We start from the raw sequence: 23,418 nt of genomic DNA on the forward strand, positions 1-23,418 counted from the left end.
ATAGCCCCCCAGCGTACTCCCCATCCAAACTCCCCTCACGCACCCTCCGCGCAGCGGCTCAGTTCAACCTTCGCTTGGTTTGTGATACTTCATTCACGTCAAAAGCACACCTTAAAGACCACGAAAAACTGTGGGCGAATCTGATTCGCCCACAATTAAGTGTGGATAAACAACGCTCACCAAACCTCAGCACACCATGCTCGCAGGACCAGAGACCACGAAGATAGTCCGTGAGAGGCAGGAGGACGCTTGCCGAGACTTCACATCACGAGTTGCAGCCTTGGGATTCTCCAGATCGAAGAAGATGTTCTGGACTCGCAGGCACGAGCACACGGTGGATGTCATCCATCTTCACCGCGGTGGCAGCAGCTATGGAGGCCCCATCAACTTTAAAGTAGAGTTCGGAGTTCACTTCGGCATTCGCGTGCTCAACGACACTTTTGAAGCGGTCGCACTGAATGGTCCGATGAGTGACTCCACTCGCATGAGGGTGGGCCACTATCATCACAGCTTCAACGCCAAGAGCGGGCACATGTTTGAACGTTGTATTGAGGATCTGTTTCGCTTCGTGACTGAACAGGGAGATCCCTGGTTTGCTGCGTATCGTGAACCGAACCGACTATTGACCGTCGATTCTCCTTTGCAGGATACAGGACGAGAGCATCTACGGTCAGCTCTTGCGGGCCACTCCGATTCAGAACGCATCGCGGCATCACTCAAGCTGCTTGGACTGAAGCCATGACCAATCATCACGACCACACAAAGGCGAACAAAACGGATGCAGGCCTCGGAGGCTGTCTGTCGTGTATTAAAGTCCACCCCTCGCCGTCGCCTGATCCTGGACGTTACATGCCGCTGGAGGGTTTCTATGCTTGGCCATCCGCCATCTTTCAAACTTCCGACAGCACCGCCTGAACCGAAACCACCGCGCCGCCCTGTTCGCGGCTGCGGATGCCGGCGATGATGACGGCCATGAGTTCGACGGTTTCGTAAAAGGGCAGCGGACGCTCACCGGTGCGGAGCATGTCGATGAAGGCCACGAGCTGGCCGCGGAATGCGTGGTAGGTATCGGTGAGCTTCACGGCGAGATCGCCTTTCGTGCCGTAAAGATGCACGGCTCCGAAGCTGCCATACGCATCATACAGCGCCCCGAGGGTGACTTTGACGCCGCTAATCTGAACGCGAAACAATCAGCGCCGCACGTCTCCGCCCGCAGGCCCATCAGCGACGTCCAAACTCCCGCATCAACACCTCCTGCATCGTCGTCTCCGGCTGGCCATCCAACGGATGCCGCACCTCGCATTTCACGCCGAGAGGCTTCAAAGTGTCCTCAAGCATCAAACCGAGCACAGCGCTGTGCGTCGGGTCTTTCTGCGGCTCGCCTTTGACGGGAGGTTTGTCCTCCTTGGTCGTCAAAAGGACCGCGAAAGGGTCGTCGGCGCTCGCGTGGGACATGGGTGACCATTCGCGGAGATCGGCGAGGTGCTTGTCTCGATTGGCGAGGAAGGGAGCGAAGGTCTCTTTGCGCGTTTTGCCGATGTAGCCGAACGCATGGCCGCCGTATTCGCTGTTGGGGATCCATTCGACGAGCTGTTTCGGATCGAGCGACGGCTGTGGAGCCTTGGTGACCGTGAAAAGCACTCGCGTGGACTCGCGGGCGATGGGATCAGCGCTTTTCACATCGGCCATGTCGCCATGCATCGCCAGCCAGAGGCTGGAGCAGCCGCCTGCGCTCACGCCACTCGCGGCGATGCGTGTTTTGTCGAGGTTCCACTCGCTGGCTTTCGAGCGCAGATGCTGCAAGGCACGCGCGGCATCCATCAGCGGCCATTGCAGCGGCGGAGTGACCTTCGCGGCGTTCGCATCGGCGAGGAAGCGGTAGTTGATCGAGGCCACGGAGATGCCGGCATCGAGAAAAGCCCGCACATCGAGATGCTGATGAATGTCCGTCTTGTCCTGCGCACCCCAGCCTCCGCCGTGGATGTAAAACACGACCGGCGTCGGCTTCGCGGACTTCGCGAGCCACACATCCATCGTCTGGCGAAAGTGCGGGCCATAGGCCACATCGACGTGGGTCGCGGGCGTGGCATCGGCTTTGTCGGTGGCGTAGAGCTTGCGCACCTCGGCGGGTGGCATCCAGCCGTTCGGTCGCTGCTCATCCGGCTCGTAGGCGCAGGTGATGAAGTAAAGGCCGTCTGCGGCGAGTTTTTGCGGCGGCACGTTCACCTGCACCTGCGTGAAACCATCCGCGAACCAGCTTTCATAGCCATCCGCCGCGATAGGCTTCAAAGCGCGACCGTTAAGCCGCACATCGAGCTTTGTGGGCGCTCGATACGGCAATCGCATCCGAAATCCGATGCCCTTCGTGATCGTCGCGTCCGTCGTCGCGGCGAGCAGTTGCTCGTTCGGCGCTTCCATCGCCACTTTGAGCTCTGGACCGGCGCCGATGAACTTTTTCACGGCTTCGGGAAACTCCTTCGCGACGATCTTTTTCTTCGCCGCGGCCGTCGTGGCCACCACGAGGCTCTCGCGGCCCACCGTCTGCGGATAAAGAAAACCGAGCGCGAACTCGCTCTGCTGGTTCCAAAGCTCCACACGGCTCGCACGGCGCTCCGTCGCGTTTCGGCCATACGCGGTCACAAAATGCCCGACGAAGTGCCGCATGCGATTCACGGGATAACCAGGCACGTTTTCATCCAGCCACGCCTCGTTGCCGATCTTCATGAGGCCTTTCATCCTCGCCACGAGGCTCTGCTCCCACGCCACCTCCTGTGTGATGACCATCGTGTGATACTTCGCGTAGCCGTAGTGCGCGGAATAGAAGAGCGGCATACCGTGCCAGAGCTTTTTGCCGAGCGGCGCGAGTTCCGGTCCCCAAAACGTGCGCTGTGCATCCGCCTCGAAGCGATCCGATGGAAAACCCGCCTCCTTGCCCGCCGCGATCATCGCCTCGGTCACACGCCAGTCCCACGGACGCAGCGCGTAGTTCGAATACGCCCCACCCGTAACCTCCGTCATGATCTGGCCCTGATACATGCGCCGCGAGCCGAGCTGATCCGGCGCATACTCCTGCAAGCCGGTGCCGTGCAGGTCCGCATGCACCTCCGGTTGGTATTCGTCGATTACTGAGAGCACCGCGGCGAGCTCCGGTGCTTGTTCCGGCTTGTTGATCGTTAGCGACTTCACATCCCAGATTTTTCCCACACGTCCGGTGCCCGTGTAAGGATCAACGCCGTGCTCATTGCGAAAGCGATCCGTGTAAAACATCGCCAGCGGATTCACGCACGGCATGATGAGCACGATCTGTCGTTTCCGCGTTTCCACCGCCAGCGGATCATCGCTCAGGCACCACTCCGCAAAGGCCATCGCCCCCGTCGTGCCCGTGCGCTCCGGCCCGCTGTGCAGCGTGGTGACGAGGCACACTTGTTTGTCCACGTTCTTCACCCTCGGATCGGTGATCTTCAGCAAATACACCGGCATGTTCTGCCCGCTCATCCCACGCGATTCGAGCACCGCAACCTTCGGAAAAGCCTTCCGCCAATGCGCCAGCGTGCCTGCATACTCCTCCCAGGTGAGCCGATGCATCGGCGCATGTTTTTCCTGTGCGAGCAGAGGCGAAATCAGGCCGAGGAGGACGAGAAGCAGGCGTTTCATGGTCTGAAAGTCAAACGTGAGTCACAGGCGGGTTCTGTGCCGGGATCCCAGAGCGCGGCAGGACCGCCTCTGCTCCCAAGGGGCGCGGCCTGTCGCGCGCCAACGGTTCGGGACGATGTTTGATACATCTCCCGGGATTGCGGGGTGCGAATAACACGGTTTCAACCTTGTGCCCACTCCCCGGCCGATCATGTCCGAGCCCTCCGCCCCTCTTCCCGTCTCCAGCCAGCCCCGCAGCCCTTCCACCTCTGGCGTCGTGCTGCTGGCGGGTCTGGCGGCGGTGCTGCTGTTCTTCGTGGCGAACATCGTGGTGTCGTATGTGAACCTGCAGCGGCTGCGGGAGATGACGGGCAAGGTTTCGCACACGTATGAGGTGATGACGACGTTGAGCGATGTGTTTTCCCTGATGAAGGATGCGGAGACGGGGCAGCGCGGGTTTTTGATCACCGGGAATGACCGCTACCTGGAACCCTATGAGACGGCGAACGCCCGCATCGGCGACCGGCTGGCGGATGCGGAGCGGCTGACGGCTGACAATCCGGAACAGCATGCGCGGGTGGCGGTGCTGAAGAGCCAGGTGGAGCTGAAGCAGCAATATCTGGCGGAGAACATCACCCTCCGGCGCACCTCGGGCTTTGAGCAGGTGCGGCAGTCAGTGATGACTGACCGCGGCAAGGTGGCGATGGAGGAGGTGCGGCGGACGATCACGGAGATGCAGCAGGAGGAGCGGACGCTGCTGCGCGAACGATTCGCGGAGACGGAGGCGGCGTTCAGCACGGCGATGCGCAGCGGTTTGCTGTCGGGGCTGCTGGGCATCGCGCTGGCGATCGCGGTGGCGTGGCTGGTGCGAAAGACGGATCTGGCGCGGAAGCAGCAGGAATGGCTGCAGACGGGCCAGACGCTGCTGGGGGAAAAGCTCATCGGGGAGCCGGATCTGGCCCGGCTGGGCGACAGTGCGCTGCGTTTCCTGTGCGAATACACGGGTGCGAACGCGGGCGTGATTTTCATCGAGGATGATGGCCTGTTTCGCCGCTCGGCGGCGTATGCGCTGCCTCCGGGGGCGGCGGTGCCGCAGAGTTTTGCCCTGGGAGAGGGACTGCTGGGCCAGGCGGCGAAGGATGGGCGCACGTTTGTGGTGGATGATGTGCCGGAAGGTTATCTGGCGATTGGCTCGGCCTTGGGACAGGAGCGGCCGCGGCATCTGGTGATCGCGCCGGCTGAGGTGGATGACAAAGTGATCGCGGTGGTGGAGCTGGGCTTCTTCGGGCCGGTGCCTGAGAACGGCACGACACTGCTGGTGCGCACGGGCGAATCGATCGCGGCGGCGGTGCAGGCGGCGAAGTCACGCGCACGGATCGAGGAGCTGCTGGAGGAGACGCAACGACAGTCGGAGGAGGTGCAGGCCCAGAGCGAGGAGCTGCGCGTCTCCAATGAGGAACTGGAGGAGCAAAGCCAGACGCTGCAACGCACGCAGGCGCAACTGGAGCAGCAGCAGGCGGAGCTGGAGCAGAACAACATGCAGCTCGAGGCACAGACGCGGCAGCTCGAGACACAGCGGGATGATCTGGTGGAGGCGAAGCAGGGGCTGGAGGCGCAGGCGCGGCTGGTGGAGCAGGCCAGCCGCTACAAGTCGGCCTTCCTGGCGAACATGTCGCACGAACTGCGCACGCCCCTGAATTCAGCCCTCATTTTGGCCCAACTGCTGGCGGAGAATCGTGGCGGGAACCTGACGGAGGAGCAGGTGCGCTATGCGCGCACGATCCAGGGCTCGGGGAACGACCTCCTGGCGCTGATCAATGACGTGCTGGACCTCTCGAAGATCGAAGCGGGTCGGATGGATGTGAAACCGGAGTCCATCGAGGTCGCACGGCTGCTGGAGGGCCTGAGGGGGCAGTTTGAGCCCGTGGCCGGACGGCGTGGCCTGATGCTGGACCTGCATGCGACACCGGGTGCGCCCGCCACGGTGACCACCGACCCGCAGCGGCTGGAGCAGATCCTGCGCAACCTGCTTTCCAATGCGTTGAAATTCACCGAGCAGGGATCGGTGACGCTCGAAGTGGCTGCCGCAGGGCGTGGTCGTGTCTCTTTTGCGGTGAAGGACACGGGCATCGGCATCGATCCGGCGCAGCAGACCCTGGTGTTCGAGCCGTTCTGCCAGGGAGATGGCACGACGAGCCGGAAGTATGGAGGCACAGGGCTGGGGCTGTCGATTTCCCGCGAGCTGGCACGGCTGCTGGGCGGGGACATCCAACTGGCCAGCCAGGTGGGCAAAGGCAGCGTCTTTTCCGTGATCCTGCCGGAATCTCCGGGCACGGCCACTCCGCCCTCGCCGGGCCTGGTTTTGCCGCCGGAGATCGCTCCGCCGCCTGCGGGTGCGCGTCTGACGCCCCGCTCCACCGCAGCGGCGGCTTCCATGCCCAAGGATGATCGCGACCGTCTCACGCCGGGCAGCCAGGTGATCCTGCTGATTGAGGATGACCTGCCCTTTGCCGAGGTGCTCGCCAGCCTGGCCCACGACCAGAATTTCCAGTGCCTGATGACCACCAGCGCGAACGAGGCGCTGGCGCTGGCACGCGAGCATGTGCCCAGCGCCGTCCTGCTGGACATCGGCCTGCCGGATGGCTCGGGGCTCTTTGTGCTGGAGCGGTTGAAGCACGATCCGCGCACGCGGCATATCCCGGTGCATGTCATTTCCGCCACGGACTACGCGGAAAAGGCGCTGGCCATGGGAGCGGTGGGCTACATGCTGAAGCCGGTGACGCGGGAGAGCCTGGTGGAGGCGTTTCAGAAGCTGGAGAAGCAGCTCGCGCATCAATTGCGCCGCGTTCTTGTGGTGGAAGACGACCCTGTGCAGCTCGGGGCGCTGTGTGATCTGCTTTCCTCCCGCGAGGTGGAGACGGTGGGCGCCTCCGACGCGGCATCCTGCCTGCGGCAGCTCGGCGGCGGCACCTTTGACTGCATGGTGCTGGATCTGGCGCTGCCGGACTCCAGCGGATTCTCACTGCTGGAGAAACTCAGCGGCAGCGACTCCTACCCCTTCCCGCCGGTGATCATCTACACCGGCCGTGAGCTGAGCGAAGAGGAGGAGCAGCAGCTCCGGCGCTACTCGAAGGCCATCATCGTGAAAGGCGCCAAGTCTCCCGAGCGCCTGCTCGACGAGGTGGCGCTCTTCCTCCACCAGGTGGTGCGTGAACTGCCGGCCGACAAGCAGCGCATGATCGAAAAGGCCCGCAGCCGTGAGGCCGCGCTGGAAGGCAGGCGCATCCTGCTGGCCGAGGACGATGTGCGGAACATCTTCGCCCTCACCAGCATGCTGGAGCCGCTGGGTGTGCACATCCAGGTGGCACGCAACGGCCGCGAGGCGATCGATCTGCTCGACCGCGTGCAGAAATCCCCCGCGCCGGTGGATCTGGTCCTGATGGACATCATGATGCCGGAAATGGACGGGCTGGCCGCGATGCGGGCCATCCGGCAGCGGCCGGAGTGGCAGAAGCTGCCCATCATCGCCCTCACCGCCAAGGCCATGCCCTCCGACCAGCAGCAATGCCTGGCCGCCGGCGCCAGCGACTATCTGGCCAAGCCTTTGGACATCGAAAAACTGCTCTCCCTCATCCGCGTCTGGATGCCCCGCTGATGAAAACTGCCGCCGCCGAGACCGAGGACATCGAACTGCACCTCCTCATGGAAGCCATCTTCCAGAAGTATCATTACGACTTCCGCGACTACTCCCCCGCGTCGCTGAAACGCCGCCTGCTGCAGGCGCGGGACCGCTTTGGCTGCACGACCTTCTCCGCCTTGCAGGAGCGGGTGCTGCATGATCCAGGCATGCTGCCGCAACTGCTCAGCCACCTGACCGTGCAGGTGAGCGAGATGTTCCGCGATCCGGGCTTCTTCCGCGTGCTGCGCACGGAGGTGGTGCCGCATCTGCGCACCTATCCATCGCTGAAGGTGTGGATCGCCGGGTGCAGCAGCGGGGAGGAGCTGTATTCGCTGGCGATCCTGTTCCGCGAGGAGGGACTGGAGGAACGCACGCTGTTTTATGCCACGGACATCAACTCCACGGCGCTGCGCAAGGCGGAGGCCGGGGTGTATGACCTCGCCCGCATCGCCCAATTCACCACCAACCACCAGCGCTCCGGCGCGAAGCGCTCGCTCTCGGACTATTACACCGCCGCGTATGGCGCGGCCGTCTTTGACAAGTCGCTGCGCAAACGGGTGGTCTTCTCCGACCACACGCTGGCTTCCGATGCCGTCTTTGCGGAGGTACACCTCGTCTGCTGCCGGAACGTGCTCATTTACTTCAACCGGGAGCTGCAAAACCGCGCCGTGGGCCTGTTCAAGGACTCGCTCGTCCGCAAAGGCTTCCTGGGGCTCGGGAGCAAGGAAAGCCTGCACTTCTCCGCCCACGCGGGTGACTTCGCCGAGTTCTCCCGCAGCGAACGCATCTACCAGAAACGCGGATGAATCACGAACCCGCCCACCGCCAGTTTCGTGCGCTCGTCATCGGCGGTTCCGCCGGGGCGCTGGGGGCGATGTTGCGCTTCCTGCCGCTGCTGCCGCGGCGGTTTCCACTGCCGGTGATGATCGTCGTGCATCTGCCGCCGGACGGTGAAAGCCTGCTCGCCCCCCTGCTCAACAGCCGCTGCCAGCTCAGCGTGAAGGAGGCGGAGGACAAGGAGCCGATCCTCCCTGGCGTCGTTTACATCGCCCCGCCGAACTATCACCTCCTGGTGGAGCCCGATTTCGTGCTCTCCCTCTCCCAGGACGAGTGTGTGCTCTATTCACGCCCGTCGATCGATGTGCTGTTCGAATCCGCCGCCGATGCCTATGGCGATGCCCTGGCCGGAATCATCCTCACCGGTGCCAGCAGTGACGGTGCCGCCGGTCTGAAGGCGCTGGTGGACGCCGGTGGTCGCGCCTACGTGCAGGACCCGGCCACCGCCGAGGCCTCTGCGATGCCGGAGGCCGCTCTCGACGCCTGTCCGACGGCGCAAATCGTCGATCCATCACAAATCGCCGCCTTGCTGCTGCGGGAACTCGTCCCCGCGCCGTCATGACACCGCCCACGATCAAATTCCTGCTGGTGGACGACCTGGAGGGCAATCTCCTGGCGCTGGAAGCCCTGCTGAAACGCGACGGGCTGGAACTGCTGAAGGCACGCTCCGGCTTTGAGGCACTGGAGCTGCTGCTCGTCCACGATGTGTCGCTTGCGCTGCTGGATGTGCAGATGGCGGGGATGGATGGTTTTGAGCTGGCGGAGCTCATGCGCGGCACGGAACGCACCCGGCGCGTGCCGATCATCTTCGTCACCGCCGGCGCCATCGACCAGCAGAGGCACTTTCGCGGTTACGAGGCCGGCGCGGTCGATTTCATCTTCAAACCCATTGAGCCTCACATCCTGAAGAGCAAGGCGGGCATCTTTTTCGATCTCGCCATGCAGCGTGAGGCCCTGCGGCAGAACATGGAGGAGGCACGCGCCGCCAACCGCGCCAAGGACGACTTCCTCGCCGCGCTAAGCCATGAGCTGCGCACACCGCTGACCCCCGTCCTGATGGGCGTGGCCGCCCTCCAGGAAGACGCCAGCCTGCCCGCCGACGCACGCGAGCAGCTCACCATGATGCGCCGCAACATCGAGCTGGAGGCGCGTCTCATCGACGACCTGCTCGATGTCACCCGCATCAGCCATGGCAAGCTGACCATCGAACACGTGCCCGTGGACATCCACGACCTGCTGCGCCACTGCCACGAAATCATCCGCAGCGACGGACCCGGCAAGAATGTGGACATCGTCTTCGACGTCACCGCCGCCCGCCACCATGTGCTGGGCGACCCGGCACGCCTGCACCAGGTGTTTTGGAATCTCCTCAAGAACGCCTTCAAATTCACCGCCGAAGGCGGCACCATCACCGTGCGCACGCGCAACTGCGCCGACGACCACGTGACCGTCAGCGTCGCCGACACTGGCGTCGGCATCAGCGCCGAGGCCATGCCGCACATCTTCAGCGCCTTTGAGCAGGGCGATGTCGCTGGGAAGCACCGTTTCGGCGGCCTCGGCCTCGGTTTGACGATCTCCAAAGCCATTGTCGATGCTCATCACGGCACCATCCAGGTCGCGAGCCCCGGTGCCGGGCGAGGCGCCACCTTCACCGTCACCCTCGCCACGGCGGACGCGCCCGGCCAAGCCGCGGCGCAACACACCACGCCTCCGCCTCCCGTCCAGGCCCTGCGGTTGCTGGTGGTGGAAGATCACGCGCCCACTCGTGACGCTCTCACGCGCCTGTTGACCCGTAGCGGGCATCGCATCACCGCCGCCGGCTCGCGCCGGGAAGGCATCGCCGCCTACGAAACCGGGGAGTACGATGTCGTCATCAGCGATCTCGGCCTGCCGGATGGCAGCGGCCTTGACCTCATGCGTTCCCTTCAAGCCATCCGCCCTGTCATCGGCATCGCTCTCAGCGGCTACGGCACTGAAGAAGATGTGCGCCAGGCCAAGGAGGCCGGATTTCACGCCCACCTGACGAAACCCGTCAAAATCGAGCAACTGCGCCACATCCTCGCCGAACTTCCCGTTCCGCCATGACGTCGTGCAGCAGTGCAGTGCAGTGCAGTGCCGCTCGTCTCCACAACGCTCAGCCGTCCGTCAGCCGAAACGCCCGCCGTTTCAGTTTCAACACAATGGCCGCACCGTCCTCAGCGCGCAAAATTTCGAGGGTCACGATCGTTCCGGCATCGCCCCGGATCATCTTCACGCACTGCTCCAGCGCCAGACCGGTGGTCTGCACGCCATTGATCTCCCGGATCATGTCCCCTTCGGCCAGGCCCGCCTCCGCCGCGGGTGATCCTGGGAAGATCTTGGAGACTTTGGGCATCTTGGTGCCCTCATCAATGCCAAGGGCCACGCCGATCCCCACCGACTCGCCAGCCCCCACGATGACGGGACCAGCCAGAACCTCCGGCTGCACCTGCGTCGGAGACGACACCCGGTTCGCCGCCAAACAGGGCCACGCCCAAACTGCGAGTCCAACAACGACAAGCAGGAGGCCATGAGGCAGGAACAAGATTCGGGCACAGGTCTTCATAGTCGGGAGGCCGGCATTGAACGGCTCTTTTCGCTGCTGTCGAGTCCCGAGACGGCCACATCGCTGTCTCTGCGGTGATCTCCCGGCCCGGGACCGGCCCGCGAGCCCTCTTTTCCCGCCGTCCCGTGCCCGAAACGTTTTTCAAACAGGGAGCGGCGACATTTTTTCCTTGTCGCAACGAAGGGCGGCACCTAAAACACGCGCTTTCCCGACAACCACACCCACCAACCCACACTCCACACCTCCTCTATGAGCGAAAACAATCGAATGAGACTTCTCTGGGCCGGCTTCATGGCCATCCTCGCGGCCGGCGTCGGCTTCGCCATCCGCGGCGGCATTTTTGACAACTGGGCCAAGGAGTTCGGCTTCACCGGAGCCCAGCTCGGCGCCATCGGAGGCATGGGCTTCAATGGTTTCTGCTTCGGCATCATCCTCGGCGGGGTGATCGTGGACAAGATCGGCTACGGCAAGCTCGTGGTCCTGGCCTTCGTCCTTCACGTCGTGTCCGCCCTGATCACCTTCACCGCCAGCGGCGGCAATGCCTACATGGTGCTCTCCCTCGGCATGTTCGTGTTCGCCTTTGCGAACGGAACACTGGAAGCCGTGGCGAATCCGCTCGTCGCCACGTTGTTCCCGGAAAACCGCACGCATTACCTCAACATCCTGCATGCCTCCTGGCCTGCCGGCATGGTGATCGGTGTCGTTCTCGGCTGGTTCCTGGATGACAAGATGGAGATCAACTGGCGCATCCAGCTCGCCCTCTACCTGATCCCGACGGTGATCTACGGCCTCATGTTCATGGGCCAGACCTTCCCGAAATCCGAGGCGGCCGCCAAAGGCGTCAGCTTTGGCAACATGCTCAAGGACGTCGGCATCCTCGGTGGCCTCGTCGCCTGCGCCCTGCTCGCCCTGTTCTTTGGCGACTTCCTGAAGGGCGTCATCGGTCTTGAAGCCGGGCTGGCCAAAAACCTCGGTTTCGCCATCGGTGGCCTGATTCTCATCGTCGTGGCGGTGATCACCAAGTTCTCGCTCGGTTCGCTCGTGCTGTTTGTTCTCTTCGTGACGCACGCCCTCGTCGGCGCGGTCGAACTCGGCACCGACGGCTGGATTCAGAACATCACGGGCAACCTGTTCACGCCTGAACAGGGCAAGGCGCTGTTCCTCTGGACCTCCGCCATCATGTTCGGTCTCCGCTTCTGCGCCCACTGGATCGAGAAGACGCTCAAGCTCTCCCCTGTCGGCCTCCTGTTCGTCTGCGCGGCCCTGGCCGCTGGCGGTTTGACCATGGCCTCCGGCATGAACACCTTCACCACGGCGCTCATCGCCCTCGGCATCTATGCCTTCGGCAAGACCTTCTTCTGGCCCACGATGCTCGCCGTCGCCTCCGACCGCTTCCCGCGCACCGGTGCTGTTGCCATCTCCATCATGGGCGGCATCGGCATGCTCTCCGCAGGAATCATCGGCGGTCCTGGCCTCGGCTACATGAAGGACCGTTTCGCTGGCGAAGACCTCAAAACGAAGAACCCGGCTCTCTTTGAAACCTACAAGGCTGCTGAGCCCAGCAAGTTCCTGAACTTGAACGCCACAGCGGCACTCGGCCTTGATGGCAAGAAGCTGGCCGAAGCGAAGGAAGCCAAGGAGAAGACGGCTGAACAGCAGACAGTCGTGACCGCTGACCAGCAGGGCGACCGCATGACCCTGAAGTTCGACGCCTACATCCCCGCCACGATGGCGGCGATCTACCTCCTGCTCCTGCTCTACTTCAAGGGCATCGGCGGCTACAAGGTGCTCTCCATCGACGACGAGAAGTAAGCATCTCTGGAAAACAACTCGCTCACGCGGCGTCCCCTCACCGGGACGCCGCTTTTGTTTTCCCGGCTTGCACCCCATTCGTCATTCGACATTGATACGCTGCGCCACCCTCCGGGCTCGTTTCACTCGTCTGTCTCGCTTCGCTCGGCTCTGGCTTCGTCATTCCTCATCATGCCCACCTACGTTTACGAAACCATCCCCCAGTTTGAAGGCGAACAGCCAAAGCGCTTCGAAGTTCGTCAAAGCATGAAGGACGCGGCGCTCACACAGCATCCCGACAGTGTTGAACCCATTCGTCGCGTCCCCGTCGGCGGCACAGGAATCATGGGCGGCACCAGTTCAGCCCCCAAAGGCGGCGGAGCCGGCTCCTGCGGCAGCGGTTGCGGATGCCATTGAATGAAATGTGAATGGCGAATGCGGATTGCGGAATCTCTGATCCGGTCATTCCTCATTCCGAACTCCACCTTCCGCATTTCTCATCAACCTCGCGGCATAGAAGCCATCAAAGCCCCCCTGCTCCGGGTTGCGATGCAGTTCCTCCTCCAGCGTCCATTCGCCGCCATGGCGGGCCAGGAATGACTGCACCTGCCGTTCATTCTCGCTCGGCAGGATGCTGCAGGTGGCATAAACCAGCTTGCCGCCGGGAACGACCATGCGGCTGTAGCTTTCGAGGATCTCGGCCTGCAAAAAGGTGAGGCGTGCGATCTCCTCGTCGCTGAGCTTCCACTTGGCGTCGGGATTGCGACGCAGAACACCCAGACCGGAGCACGGCACATCGAGCAGCACACGATCCGCGCTTTTGGCGAGGCGTTTGATCGTTTTCGAGCCGTCAATCTCACGCGCCTCGATGATGTCCACACCGGCGCGTGAGGCCCGCTTGCGCAGTTCGGCCAGTTTCCAGGCGTGAATGTCCAGCGCGAGGATGCGCCCCTTGTTACGCATGATCGCCGCGATGTGGAGCGACTTGCCGCCACCGCCGGCACAGGCGTCGATGACGCGCATGCCGGGTTCCGGCTGCAAAAAGGGTGCGATGAGCTGGGAAGCCGCGTCCTGAACCTCGAACAATCCTTCCTTGAAGGCCTTCGAGCCAAACGTGTTCGCCCGCTGCTTCATGCGCAGGGCGCTGGGCACATGATCGACAGCTTCGGTCTCGAATCCCTCCTGGCCCAGTCGTTCTTTCAGTGAGCGGCGGTCGGTTTTGAGCGTATTGACGCGGAGAAACACATCCGCCGGCTGGTTGAGCGCCTCACGCAGCGCCGGCCAGGCGTCTGCCAGTTCCTGTGTGCCGCGTTGCTCCAGCCAGTCCGGAATGGAGGCGCGAATCGCCGGAGGCGGCGTCTGTTTCGCGCGCTTCAGCATTTCCCCGGCGGAAACCTCGGGCGCGTTTTCATCGTGCGGCAGCTCGCGGCCGTTCGTAACCCAATAAGCGGCCCACACGCGCCAGATCCGTTCCGGTGTGATGGTTTCCGCCTGCCCGTGCTCCGCATCCGGCAGCCCCGCCACAAACCAGAACCAGCGCCACCAGCGCACACACTCGTAAACCGATTCGGCGAACATGCGGCGGTCACGACTGCCCCATTTCCGATGACGCTTGAACACAAACTCGATCACCCGGTCCGCATAGCGACGGCCGGCGAACACCTCGCCAAGGGAGGTGACGATCTCATCGAGCAAATGGGGCGGCAGTTTCATGTCTCATCCCAGTAGAACAGCGCCTCCGCCCGCACAACCGCCACAGCCAAGAAATCACTGGCCCCTGCTCCCAAGCAGTCTAATCTCCGCGACCCCCAAACGAAATGCCCACAGAGTTCGACATTCAATATGCGCTGGAAAACACCCAGGTTTTGCATGAGCCGGACCGCCGCATCGACACCTTCGGCAGCACCCAGTTCGAGTTCCAGATCGTGACCGAGCTCATGGACACCGTGGGTGCCGTGCGCGTGCGTGAAGGCCGCATCGAGGCCGAGAAACCGCTCATCCTACGCCCGGAGATGCCGGGAAATTTTGACTTCGAAGGCTTCGGCCCGGAAGTGGCCGCCTTTGGCGACTTTCTGAAGGAAAACCTGCACAAGCTGGCCATCCTGAAATACGGCTTCAAGTTCCGCAAGGGGGAGATCACCGAGCAGATCGTCCATGAATCGATGGATCACGTCTGCGGCAAGCTGCTCTCCGACATCCGCACCAGCGGCAACCCGATGCGGGCAGTGATCCAGGGCGTGGACGACACCTGGGAGATCTGCCTGCTGAAGTTCACCGTGGAGATGATTGAGAAGTCCCAGAACATCAATCTCTTCGATTTCAAACGCCGCGGCCTCCTGGGCTAAAAAATCTGAAATCTCAAATCTGAAATTTCAAACCTCCTAGATGGCCCGGACTCAGATCAAACTGCTGATTTTCCTCATCACCGTGGGCCTTGTGGCCGGCACTCTGGCGATGGGCTACTGGGTTTACATGAACATCCTGCTCAAGGAGAGCCAGGTGGAGGAAGACATCGCCGCGATGAAGGGCAAGGACCGTCCGCGCATCGATCCGGGCGTGCGTCGCTTTGAGGCTGCCGTCGATCTCATCCGCGAAGGGAAGATCGAGGAAGGCCGTGACGCGCTTTACAAGCTGCGGCAGCAGTTCCCGGACTCCGCCACCTGCGGTGACGCCATCCGCATCATCGGCGAGATCAACATGGACCAGCTCTACTCGCCGGAAAACCTGGGCGGGAAGAAGGATTACATCGTGCAGCCGGGGGATTCGCTCAATCTCATCGCCACGAAGCAAGGAACGACCGTGGACTCCATCATCCGCTCCAGCGGCCTGATGAGTTTCAATCTCCAGCCCGGCGATCACCTCACCATCATTCCGATGGACTTCCATCTCGGCGTCAGCCTGTCGAAAAAGCAGGTCATGCTGCTGCGGAAGGTCGGGGAGAAGGAGTATCTCTTCAAAGTGTATGAGGCGAAGGACATCCGCCTGCCGCCCGGCACACGACTGCCGGTGGAAATCCAGATCGCGGGCAAGAACGCGATCCATGAAGGCAAACAGGTCATTTCCACCGATCCGCATTACCTTGAGGCGGAGAAATGGATTCCAGGAACGAAGCCCGGCGTGGTCATTCGCACGCCTCCCGTGCCTCGTGCGCAGCCTGTGGAAGAGCCGAACCAAGCCGAGGCGGGCAAAAAAGGAGCCACTCCCGCCGCCGCCGTCCCGCCGCCCGCCGCCGAGTCAGAGACCGGCATCTTTCTCGCCCGTGAGGACATCGAAGAACTCTTTGCGCTCGTGCGCAGAGGGTCAAAGTTGAGCCTCGTGAGGTAATCACTCTCAAACCTCTTTTCCCGACCGCCCCGCCATGAAACAAGTTTTGGAATTCGAAAAACCCATCGTCAAACTCCGTGAAGAGATCGACGAGGCCAAAAAGAAGCTCTCCCTGAAGCCGACTGACAAGCTGACCCAGCAGGTGGCCGATCTGGAGCGCAAAATGGGCGAGTTGCAGCGCGACATTCATGCCAACCTCTCCCCCTGGCAACGAGTGCAGATCTCCCGCCACATCGCCCGGCCCTACATGCTCGATTACGTGAAGCACATCTGCGACGAGTTCGTGGAACTGCACGGCGACCGCCACATCGGCGATGACAACGCGATGCCGGCCGGCTTTGCCACCATCGGCGGGCAGCGTGTGGCCATCCTCGGCCATCAAAAGGGCCGCGACACGAAAGAGAATCTGTTGCGCAACTTCGGCAGCGCCCATCCCGAAGGCTATCGCAAAGCGTTGCGCCTCATGCGCATGGCGGAGAAGTTCAGCCTGCCGGTCGTCGCCCTGATCGACACCCCCGGAGCCTTCCCTGGCATCGGTGCTGAAGAACGCAACATCGCCGAGGCCATCGCCTTCAACCTGCGGGAGATGATGACGCTGCGCACCCCGGTCATCGCCATTGTCATCGGCGAAGGCGGCAGCGGTGGCGCACTGGGCATCGGCATCGCTGACAAGGTGCTCATGATGGAGAACGCTTATTACTCCGTGATCAGCCCCGAGGGCTGCGCCGCGATCCTTTGGAAACATCGTGAACACGCCCCGGAGGCCGCGTCAGCGCTCAAACTCAGCGCCCAGGATCTTTCCAAGCTGGGCATCATCGATGGCATCATTCCCGAACCGCTCGGCGGGGCGCACAACGACCACGCCACCGCAGCCGCATCCCTCAAAGATGCCCTGCTGGCGACCTTGGCCGAACTGGCGAAGACACCGGCCCCGACGCTGCTGGAGCAGCGATACCAAAAATTCCGCGCTCTCGGCCAGTTCACGCAGGGGTGAAGCCTTTTGGCATCCGGCACAGTCGAAACCGCCGGCGAATCGCCCACACAGCAGCCCGGCCGGCTCACATGGTCGTTTTTTATCCCACGCCGGCACGTGTTGGGTTGTTTTTACCCAATTGCACAAAGCAACACGGAGGAATGCGTGACAAGAGCATCAGGGTTTGCCTGAATGCGTTGCTCAACGCCCCTCCCAATCATGCGCCGTCTATCGATCCCGTTGTTATTCGCCACCTTCGCCACCGCCGGACTTTCTGCCGAACCAGCACCGGACGAAAAGAAGAGGGCCCGCAAGTCTGAAGCGCTGCCGGAAAGGATCATCACCGCCAACCGGACCGAAACCGACGCTGGCAAAGTGCCCGCCCTGGTCAAGACGCTGACGAACAAACAGATGGAGGAACGGCTCGTGCGGACCTTTCCCGAAGCGCTGCGTGAGACGCCGGGTGTGGCCATTCAAAAGACCTCCAACGGCCAGGGATCGCCCTTCATCCGAGGCTTCACCGGATTCCGCACGCTGCTGATGATCGATGGCGTGCGCTTCAACAACTCCACCTTCCGCGAAGGCCCGAACCAGTATTGGAACACCATTGATCAATACTCCCTCGGCCGCGTCGAGCTGCTGCCATCGCAGGGCGGCACGCTATACGGCAGTGACGCCATCGGTGGCACAGTGAACGCCTTCACCAAGGGCTCGGGCTACCTCAGTGAGGCAGAAGGCAGTTTCTTCACGCACGGGCAGCTCGATTACCGCCACTCGACGGCCGAACACAGCAATGTGGAGCACCTGGAAACCAGCATCGGCGAAGGTCAGCGCTGGGGCCTGCACCTGGGCGCCACCCTGAGCGAGTTCGGCGATGTGACAGACGGCAGCGGCCAGCGCCAGCGCAACACCGGCTACGACCAGTGGGCTTTCAACGCCCGCCTCGACATCTCCCTGGATGACCACTGGGCCTTCACCGCCGTGCACCAGCAGCTCCGCCAGAACGATGTCTGGCGCACGCACGACACGACCAGCGGCGTGTCCTTTGAAGGCACCATTCCCGGCACCAATCGCATCCGCCTGTTCGACCAGAACCGCAGCTTGTCCTACGCACGTCTGGCAGGCACGGACTTCAACAGCTTCATCGACGCCGCCAGCCTCACCGTTTCGTTCCAGACGGCTGGCGAGGAGCAATACCGCGTCACCGGAGGTGGTGCCACCACGTTCCAGGACGTGGATGTGAGCACCCTGGGCGTGGACCTTCAGTTCGAGAGCAGTTCGCCGATTGGAAAGCTGGTCTATGGCATCGACTATTATCACGACTGGCTGGAAACCGACGGCGCGAACAATTTCGCAGGCTCTGTGGCCGACGACGCCAGCTACGATCTGCTGGGCATCTTTCTTCAGGATGAGATCGACGCCGGTGACCGTGTGCACCTGACCCTCGGCGGCCGCTACACCCATGTCCGTGCGGATGCGGGCAAGTTTGAAGGCCGCAATCCGACCACAGGTGCCGCCACGGGAATCAGCAGCTACGCGGACGAGTATCAGAACTTCTCCGGCAACTTCCGCTTCCTCGTCGATCTCGACGACCAGGACCGCTACCAGATCTATGGCGGCGTTTCCCAGGCCTTCCGCGCCCCGAATCTCTCCGACCTCACCCGTGATGATCTCTCCCAAGGTGCCAACCGGGAAATCCCGGCTCCAGGTCTGAGCCCGGAAACCTATCTGACTTATGAAATCGGCCTCAAGGCGCAGACCGAGACGATCAGCGCCAGCTTTGGCTACTTCTACACGAAGATCGACGACATGATCGTGCGCAACGTCATCGTGACGGGCCCGCCCGTCACCTACAACAAGAGCAATGCCGGTGACGGCTACATGCAGGGCGTGGAGTTTTCCGGCCGCTGGCAGATCAACCCCAACTGGAGCATCTTCGGCCACATCGCGTGGGTGGAGGGGGAAGTGGACCAATACGTCGGCAATTCGACCGCGGACAAACGCCGCGAGCCATTGGGCAAGATCTCGCCACTCGTCGGCTATGGCGGCATTCGCTGGCAGAGCACGGACAGCCGGTTCTGGACGGAATTCGTGTGCCTCAGCTATGGCGAGGCCGCCCGCATCAATGCCTCTGACATGACCGACACCGGCCGCATCCCGCCGAACGGCACTCCTTCGTTCTGGGTGCTCACTCTTCGGGGGGGCTGCAAAGTCACGGAAAACCTCATCCTCACCGCCTCCCTCGACAACCTGCTGGACCAGACCTATCGCTACCACGGCTCAGGCAGCAACGAGCCAGGCTTTGGAGCCACACTGGGTGCCACGGTGAAGTTTTGATCAAGCGTCGGGCTTTACAGATCATGGCCGGCAGGGAAACTGGCGGCCATGAAATGGCTCCTCCGCATCATCATCGTCCTGGTCGTTCTCATCGGTGCCTTCCTGTGGTTCGGGTGGTCGCAGCTCGACAAGATCATCAAGTTCGGTATTGAAAGCGGCACTCCGCCGGTCGTGCAGACCAGTGTGACAGTGGCTGCGGTGAAGCTTTCGCCCCTTTCAGGCACCGGCGTCATCGAAGGCTTCGTCATCGGCAATCCCCAGGGATTCACCGGGCCGTATGCCCTGCGCATCGGCACCACGGACATCGCCCTGGACACCCACAGCGTCAGTGGAGACAAGATCGTCATCCAACACATCAAAATCCTCGATCCCGAGATCAATCTCGAAGCCGGACTGGGCGGCACGAACCTCAAACACATTGCCGACAACGCGAAGGCCTTCGCCTCGCAGCAGGTGCCTGCCGCCGCCGCGGCCAATCCACAAACGGCACCCTCGGCCGATGGCAAACCCAAGAAGACCATCAAGCTGCAGGTCAACGAGATCTTGATCACGGGCGCCAAAGTGAGCGCCAGCGCCGCCGGTCTCGTTCCAGGAGCCAGCAAGACTGTGACACTGCCGGAAATCCATCTGACGGGTCTCGGAACAGGCGCTGAAGGCATCACTCCTGCCGCCTTGACAGCCCAGATCCTCAGCCGGCTGAGCTCCGAAGCAGCCAAGGCCAGTGCCGGCGGCGCTCTCAAGAACCTGCTGCAGGGTGAAAACGGCGCCAAAATCGGCGGCGGAGTGAACAAGTTGCTCGGCAGATAGCCGGATCAGGCATCCACGACGCGCAAGGCGGCCTCGCCAGCATTGCCCCGCATGACACGGCTCGTCAGGCCTGCGATGCCGTGGCGGCCCGCCGGTTTCGCGATGCGCTGCGCCGCTCGTGAGGCGATGTCCCACTCCAGGTGAAGGTATTCAGCGATCACGTTGGCGAGACTGAGTTGGAAAAAATGTCCCACAGCGGACCACACGACGGCGATGTGACCCTGACATCTCCCCTGCTCCACCGCTTCCCGCAACCGGCCCAGAACCGCCTGGTAGCGGGCATGGCGGGTCGATTTCAGCAACACCGCGCCCGCTTTGATGCTGCGCCGCGCCAGTTGTGGATCAAGGGCGGCAGACAACGAGGCATCGATCTCGATGAGAGCTTCCAGATCACCCTTCTGCGCGGCCTGCCAGGCTCGTTTCAGAGCTGGCCCCACGGTTTCGAGAAGCACACCTTCCGTGAACTGCTCCCATGCGGCCGCCAATGGATGATCGAGGGCCACCGAGAGCATCTCTGACCGCGAGCGGACACTGCCCAGCAGCCACTTCACCCAATCGAGCCCCCGGGCCCAATCTTCGATGATCTGTCCGTTGTCCGCAGAATCATGCGGAGGCGGCAGCAAGGTGATGGATGGCAGCAGATGAAATTTCATCGGGACAACATCACACGGCACCGCTGGTCGCGGCGCGGTCCAAACCATCGTTGCACGAGTCGATTCATCGCACGAAGTATGCCCTGCATGTTTTCTTTGTGCGAACAGAATACTTTTCATGACCGCAGTCTCGCAACTTGACACCCCGACGCCCTGGTATGCATGCCAGCGCTGCGGGAACTGCTGCCGCTGGCCGGGAGACGTGCGCGTCACTGACGAGGAGGTGGTCCGCATCGCCGGCTTCCTCGACATGCCGGTGCAGGAGTTCATCGAACGGTGCACGCGCCTGAATGCCAACCGCACCGGCTTGAGCATCATCGACAAGCCGAATGGCGAATGTCTTTTCCTCGAAGGCATCAACATGTGCCGCATCCAGCCGGTGAAGCCGGTGCAATGCGAGGGGTTTCCGAACGCCTGGAATTTCCCCGGTTGGCGGGACCAGTGTGAAGCCATCGAAGCCCCACGCCCGGCGGATCAGCCTTGAATTTTCACCGTCGGAGCGGCGGATTTGTTGAAGAGGACGACCTTCTTGTAGGCGTAAGGTTTGCAGAGCACGACCTTGCTCACCTCCGTGCGGATCACGGTGAACTTGTGATAGTCGTCCGTTTCGCAGTATTTCCGGTAGTAGGCCTGCGCCTTGCCAGGCATCTGGTCCCAGTAGCGTTTCGCCGCCTCGCCCTCAAGGACGCGGGTGAAGCCCGAGAGATAGACCAAAGTCTCCATCGAAGCCGTGGAGAACATCCATTCCGCCTGCGGATTCCGGCGCAACTGGGCCACCTTTTGCGCCGTGGGCGCTGTGATGGAGAATACTTCAGCAAGGTCATCGGTGACTTGCGTGGTCATCCATGTTGAATGCGGGCAGCCTTCATGATCCGCGGTGGCCAGCACCGCCGTCCGGGCCTTCTTCACGACTTGCACAGCCTCACGGGCGAGATCGTTGTCCAGTTTCATGACGAAACTTACCCGCCACGCGCGAACAGAACTCCGCCTGACTTGGTGGAGACTGTGTTTCTTTTGAAACGGGCGCCGCCGCTGGACAAAACGTCGATTCGGTGACATCTCCCCGCCAAATGAAGCCCCAAACCATCGTCACTCTCGACCTCGAAGGAGTCCTCGTGCCCGAAATCTGGATCGCATTCGCCGAAAAGACCGGCATCCCCGAACTGCGGCGCACCACCCGTGACGAACCCGACTATGACGTGCTGATGAAAGGCCGGCTCAAGATCCTCGACGACCACGGATTGAAGCTGCCGGACATCCAGGAAGTGATCGGCACGCTCTCGCCGCTCGATGGTGCCAAGGACTTCCTCGACGAGCTTCGTTCCTTAACGCAGGTGGTCATTTTGAGCGATACCTTCGCCGAATTCGCCCAACCACTGATGCGGCAGCTCGCCTGGCCGACCATTTTGTGCCACCAGCTCGAAGTGGCGGCCGACGGCCGCATCGTGAACTACCGGCTGCGGCAACCGAACCAGAAGCAGAAGTCCGTGGCCGCGTTCAAGACGCTCAATTACCGCGTCATCGCGGCTGGCGATTCATTCAACGACACGACGATGCTCGGCGAAGCGGACGTCGGCTTCTTCTTCCACGCGCCAGCAGCCATCAAAGCCCAGTTCCCGCAGTTCACGCCGTTCGATGACTACAACGAGCTCCTGACTGCGATCCGTGCGGCGCTTTGAAGCGCGTTGCCACGTGGCGCATTCGCGTCCAGAATGCGCGCTCGCTTCCCGCCACGCATGCCCCAGCTTCATCTTCAGCCAGACTTCGCCACCTTCCAGACACTCGCGCAGAAGGGCAATCTCGTTCCGGTGATGGCCGAGTTGACGGCGGATTACGAGACTCCGCTGTCGGCGTTTCAAAAGATCCACGACGGACGCTGCGGCTTCCTGCTGGAGTCCGCGGAGCTCACGCAGCATTCGGGGCGCTACTCGCTGCTCGGCAGCTCGCCACGTGCGATCTTCACCTCCCGCGGCCGCGAGATCGAGATCGAAGAGCGTGGCAAGACGCGCAAGTTCACCACGAAGTCGGATCCACTGACGGAGCTGGAGACGCTGATGAAACCATTCCGGCCGTTGGAGAACCAGCCGCTGCCCGTCTTCCATGGTGGTGCGGTGGGTTACCTGGCCTACGACATGGTGCGTTTCTTTGAACCGACCCTGTCGGCCGCCAAAAAAGACGAACTGGGCCTGCCGGACATGGTTTTCATGATCACTGACACGGTGTTGGTGTTCGACCACCGCACACGCCGGCTTTCGATCGTCGCCAACGTTCACACCGACGAGCACGCGTCGCTGCAGGCCGCGTACGACTGGGCAGGTGTGCAAATCGCGGAAGTGATCGCGAAGCTGGAGAAGCCATTGACGGCCAAACCGCTGCAAACCTTCTCCCCGGTCGCCAACGAACAGCTTCCACCGCCGGTCAGCAACACCACCCGCGAGGAGTATGAGGGGATGGTGCTGAAGATGAAGGAATACATCGCAGCGGGAGACATTTTCCAAGGCGTGCCGTCGCAGCGATTCGAGACGGAGTATCAAGGCAGCACGCTCGACCTTTTCCGTGCCCTGCGGCATGTGAATCCGAGCCCCTACATGTTCTGCATGGACTTCCCACAAGGATTTGCGCTCGTCGGCAGCTCGCCTGAAGTGCATGTGAAGTGCCTGAACGGCCGCATCGACATCCGTCCGATCGCCGGCACCCGATGGAGGGGAAAAACTCGAGAGGAGGATGACGCTCTCGCCAGCGAACTGCTGAATGACCCCAAGGAGCGTGCGGAACACATCATGCTGGTGGACCTTGCCCG

Annotated in this window: 21 protein-coding genes; 15 read left to right on the forward strand and 6 right to left on the reverse strand. The window is 62.2% G+C overall.

The features are described from left to right. The first annotated feature begins 196 nt into the window (after positions 1–196). Positions 197–742 (forward strand): hypothetical protein, encoded by a 546-nt coding sequence (locus IAE77_RS29625; protein WP_294235077.1) that lies wholly within the window; start codon positions 197–199, stop codon positions 740–742. A gap of 148 nt (positions 743–890) precedes the next feature. Here the strand turns inward: IAE77_RS29625 and IAE77_RS29630 are convergent, their stop codons facing one another. Together IAE77_RS29630 and IAE77_RS29635 are read right to left on the reverse strand one after the other, a co-directional pair. Further along, a complete protein-coding gene (locus IAE77_RS29630) occupies positions 891–1,190 on the reverse strand; it encodes a hypothetical protein (RefSeq protein WP_294235079.1) in 300 nt (99 codons plus the stop codon). A 31-nt stretch (positions 1,191–1,221) separates the two neighbouring features. Then, positions 1,222–3,654, reverse strand: coding sequence for an alpha/beta hydrolase fold domain-containing protein (locus tag IAE77_RS29635; RefSeq protein WP_294235081.1), 2,433 nt, complete (start codon positions 3,652–3,654; stop codon positions 1,222–1,224). Between the two features lie 190 nt (positions 3,655–3,844). Between IAE77_RS29635 and IAE77_RS29640 the strand changes: the two genes are divergently transcribed. Genes IAE77_RS29640 through IAE77_RS29655 form a run of 4 tightly spaced genes read left to right on the forward strand, consistent with a single transcriptional unit; the run spans position 3,845 to position 10,234 of the window. Further along, complete coding sequence (locus IAE77_RS29640; protein ID WP_294235083.1) at positions 3,845–7,288, forward strand: response regulator; 3,444 nt, start codon at positions 3,845–3,847, stop codon at positions 7,286–7,288. Next, complete coding sequence (locus IAE77_RS29645; protein WP_294235084.1) at positions 7,288–8,118, forward strand: CheR family methyltransferase; 831 nt, start codon at positions 7,288–7,290, stop codon at positions 8,116–8,118. The genes IAE77_RS29640 and IAE77_RS29645 overlap by 1 nt, the downstream gene beginning before the upstream one ends. Then, positions 8,115–8,711: a chemotaxis protein CheB gene (locus tag IAE77_RS29650; RefSeq protein WP_294235085.1), complete on the forward strand. Its 597-nt coding sequence runs from the start codon at positions 8,115–8,117 to the stop codon at positions 8,709–8,711. The genes IAE77_RS29645 and IAE77_RS29650 overlap by 4 nt, the downstream gene beginning before the upstream one ends. Continuing rightward, entirely contained in the window at positions 8,708–10,234 is a 1,527-nt protein-coding gene (locus IAE77_RS29655; RefSeq protein WP_294235086.1) for a response regulator, read from the forward strand. Before IAE77_RS29650 ends, IAE77_RS29655 begins: the two co-directional genes overlap by 4 nt. A gap of 49 nt (positions 10,235–10,283) precedes the next feature. On the opposite strand, the gene IAE77_RS29660 is transcribed toward IAE77_RS29655, so the two are convergent. After that, entirely contained in the window at positions 10,284–10,712 is a 429-nt protein-coding gene (locus IAE77_RS29660) for a PDZ domain-containing protein (protein ID WP_294235088.1), read from the reverse strand. A gap of 288 nt (positions 10,713–11,000) precedes the next feature. On the opposite strand from IAE77_RS29660, the gene IAE77_RS29665 reads away from it, so the two are divergent. Beyond that, positions 11,001–12,545 carry an MFS transporter gene (locus tag IAE77_RS29665; protein WP_294235090.1) on the forward strand — a complete coding sequence of 515 codons (1,545 nt, stop codon included), beginning with the start codon at positions 11,001–11,003 and terminating at the stop codon, positions 12,543–12,545. A gap of 171 nt (positions 12,546–12,716) precedes the next feature. Next, the gene (locus IAE77_RS29670; protein ID WP_294235092.1) at positions 12,717–12,941 is read left to right on the forward strand and encodes a zinc ribbon domain-containing protein; all 225 of its coding nucleotides are present in this window, start codon (positions 12,717–12,719) and stop codon (positions 12,939–12,941) included. Positions 12,942–12,986: 45 nt separating this feature from the next. On the opposite strand, the gene IAE77_RS29675 is transcribed toward IAE77_RS29670, so the two are convergent. Then, the gene (locus IAE77_RS29675; protein ID WP_294235094.1) at positions 12,987–14,237 is read right to left on the reverse strand and encodes a methyltransferase domain-containing protein; all 1,251 of its coding nucleotides are present in this window, start codon (positions 14,235–14,237) and stop codon (positions 12,987–12,989) included. 104 nt (positions 14,238–14,341) lie between these two features. Between IAE77_RS29675 and IAE77_RS29680 the strand changes: the two genes are divergently transcribed. The 5 genes from IAE77_RS29680 to IAE77_RS29700 all read left to right on the forward strand — a co-directional run bounded on the left by IAE77_RS29680 (position 14,342) and on the right by IAE77_RS29700 (position 19,965). Further along, positions 14,342–14,869, forward strand: a complete 528-nt coding sequence (locus IAE77_RS29680) for a hypothetical protein (protein WP_294235096.1) — start codon at positions 14,342–14,344, stop codon at positions 14,867–14,869. A gap of 40 nt (positions 14,870–14,909) precedes the next feature. Continuing rightward, the gene (locus IAE77_RS29685) at positions 14,910–15,848 is read left to right on the forward strand and encodes a LysM peptidoglycan-binding domain-containing protein (RefSeq protein ID WP_294235098.1); all 939 of its coding nucleotides are present in this window, start codon (positions 14,910–14,912) and stop codon (positions 15,846–15,848) included. 34 nt (positions 15,849–15,882) lie between these two features. Further along, entirely contained in the window at positions 15,883–16,842 is a 960-nt protein-coding gene (locus IAE77_RS29690; RefSeq protein ID WP_294235100.1) for an acetyl-CoA carboxylase carboxyltransferase subunit alpha, read from the forward strand. Positions 16,843–17,040: 198 nt separating this feature from the next. Beyond that, complete coding sequence (locus IAE77_RS29695) at positions 17,041–19,158, forward strand: TonB-dependent receptor (RefSeq protein WP_294235101.1); 2,118 nt, start codon at positions 17,041–17,043, stop codon at positions 19,156–19,158. Positions 19,159–19,206: 48 nt separating this feature from the next. Further along, entirely contained in the window at positions 19,207–19,965 is a 759-nt protein-coding gene (locus IAE77_RS29700; protein ID WP_294235103.1) for a hypothetical protein, read from the forward strand. Positions 19,966–19,970: 5 nt separating this feature from the next. Here IAE77_RS29700 and IAE77_RS29705 read toward each other — a convergent pair whose 3' ends face one another. Further along, positions 19,971–20,618 (reverse strand): urease accessory UreF family protein, encoded by a 648-nt coding sequence (locus IAE77_RS29705; protein WP_294235104.1) that lies wholly within the window; start codon positions 20,616–20,618, stop codon positions 19,971–19,973. A gap of 118 nt (positions 20,619–20,736) precedes the next feature. On the opposite strand from IAE77_RS29705, the gene IAE77_RS29710 reads away from it, so the two are divergent. Then, on the forward strand, positions 20,737–21,102 hold the full coding sequence (locus IAE77_RS29710; protein WP_294235106.1) for a YkgJ family cysteine cluster protein: 366 nt from the start codon (positions 20,737–20,739) through the stop codon (positions 21,100–21,102). On the opposite strand, the gene IAE77_RS29715 is transcribed toward IAE77_RS29710, so the two are convergent. Then, positions 21,093–21,569, reverse strand: a complete 477-nt coding sequence (locus tag IAE77_RS29715; protein ID WP_294235108.1) for a pyridoxamine 5'-phosphate oxidase family protein — start codon at positions 21,567–21,569, stop codon at positions 21,093–21,095. The two genes, IAE77_RS29710 and IAE77_RS29715, sit on opposite strands and share 10 nt — an antisense overlap. A 119-nt stretch (positions 21,570–21,688) precedes the next feature. Between IAE77_RS29715 and thrH the strand changes: the two genes are divergently transcribed. Together thrH and IAE77_RS29725 are read left to right on the forward strand one after the other, a co-directional pair. Further along, on the forward strand, positions 21,689–22,297 hold the full coding sequence (thrH, locus tag IAE77_RS29720; RefSeq protein WP_294235110.1) for a bifunctional phosphoserine phosphatase/homoserine phosphotransferase ThrH: 609 nt from the start codon (positions 21,689–21,691) through the stop codon (positions 22,295–22,297). A 57-nt stretch (positions 22,298–22,354) separates the two neighbouring features. Beyond that, on the forward strand, positions 22,355–23,418 hold a 1,064-nt coding region (locus IAE77_RS29725), incomplete at its 3' end, for a chorismate-binding protein (protein ID WP_294235111.1).

Source organism: Prosthecobacter sp. (genome assembly GCF_014879935.1).
Classification (GTDB): domain Bacteria; phylum Verrucomicrobiota; class Verrucomicrobiia; order Verrucomicrobiales; family Verrucomicrobiaceae; genus Prosthecobacter.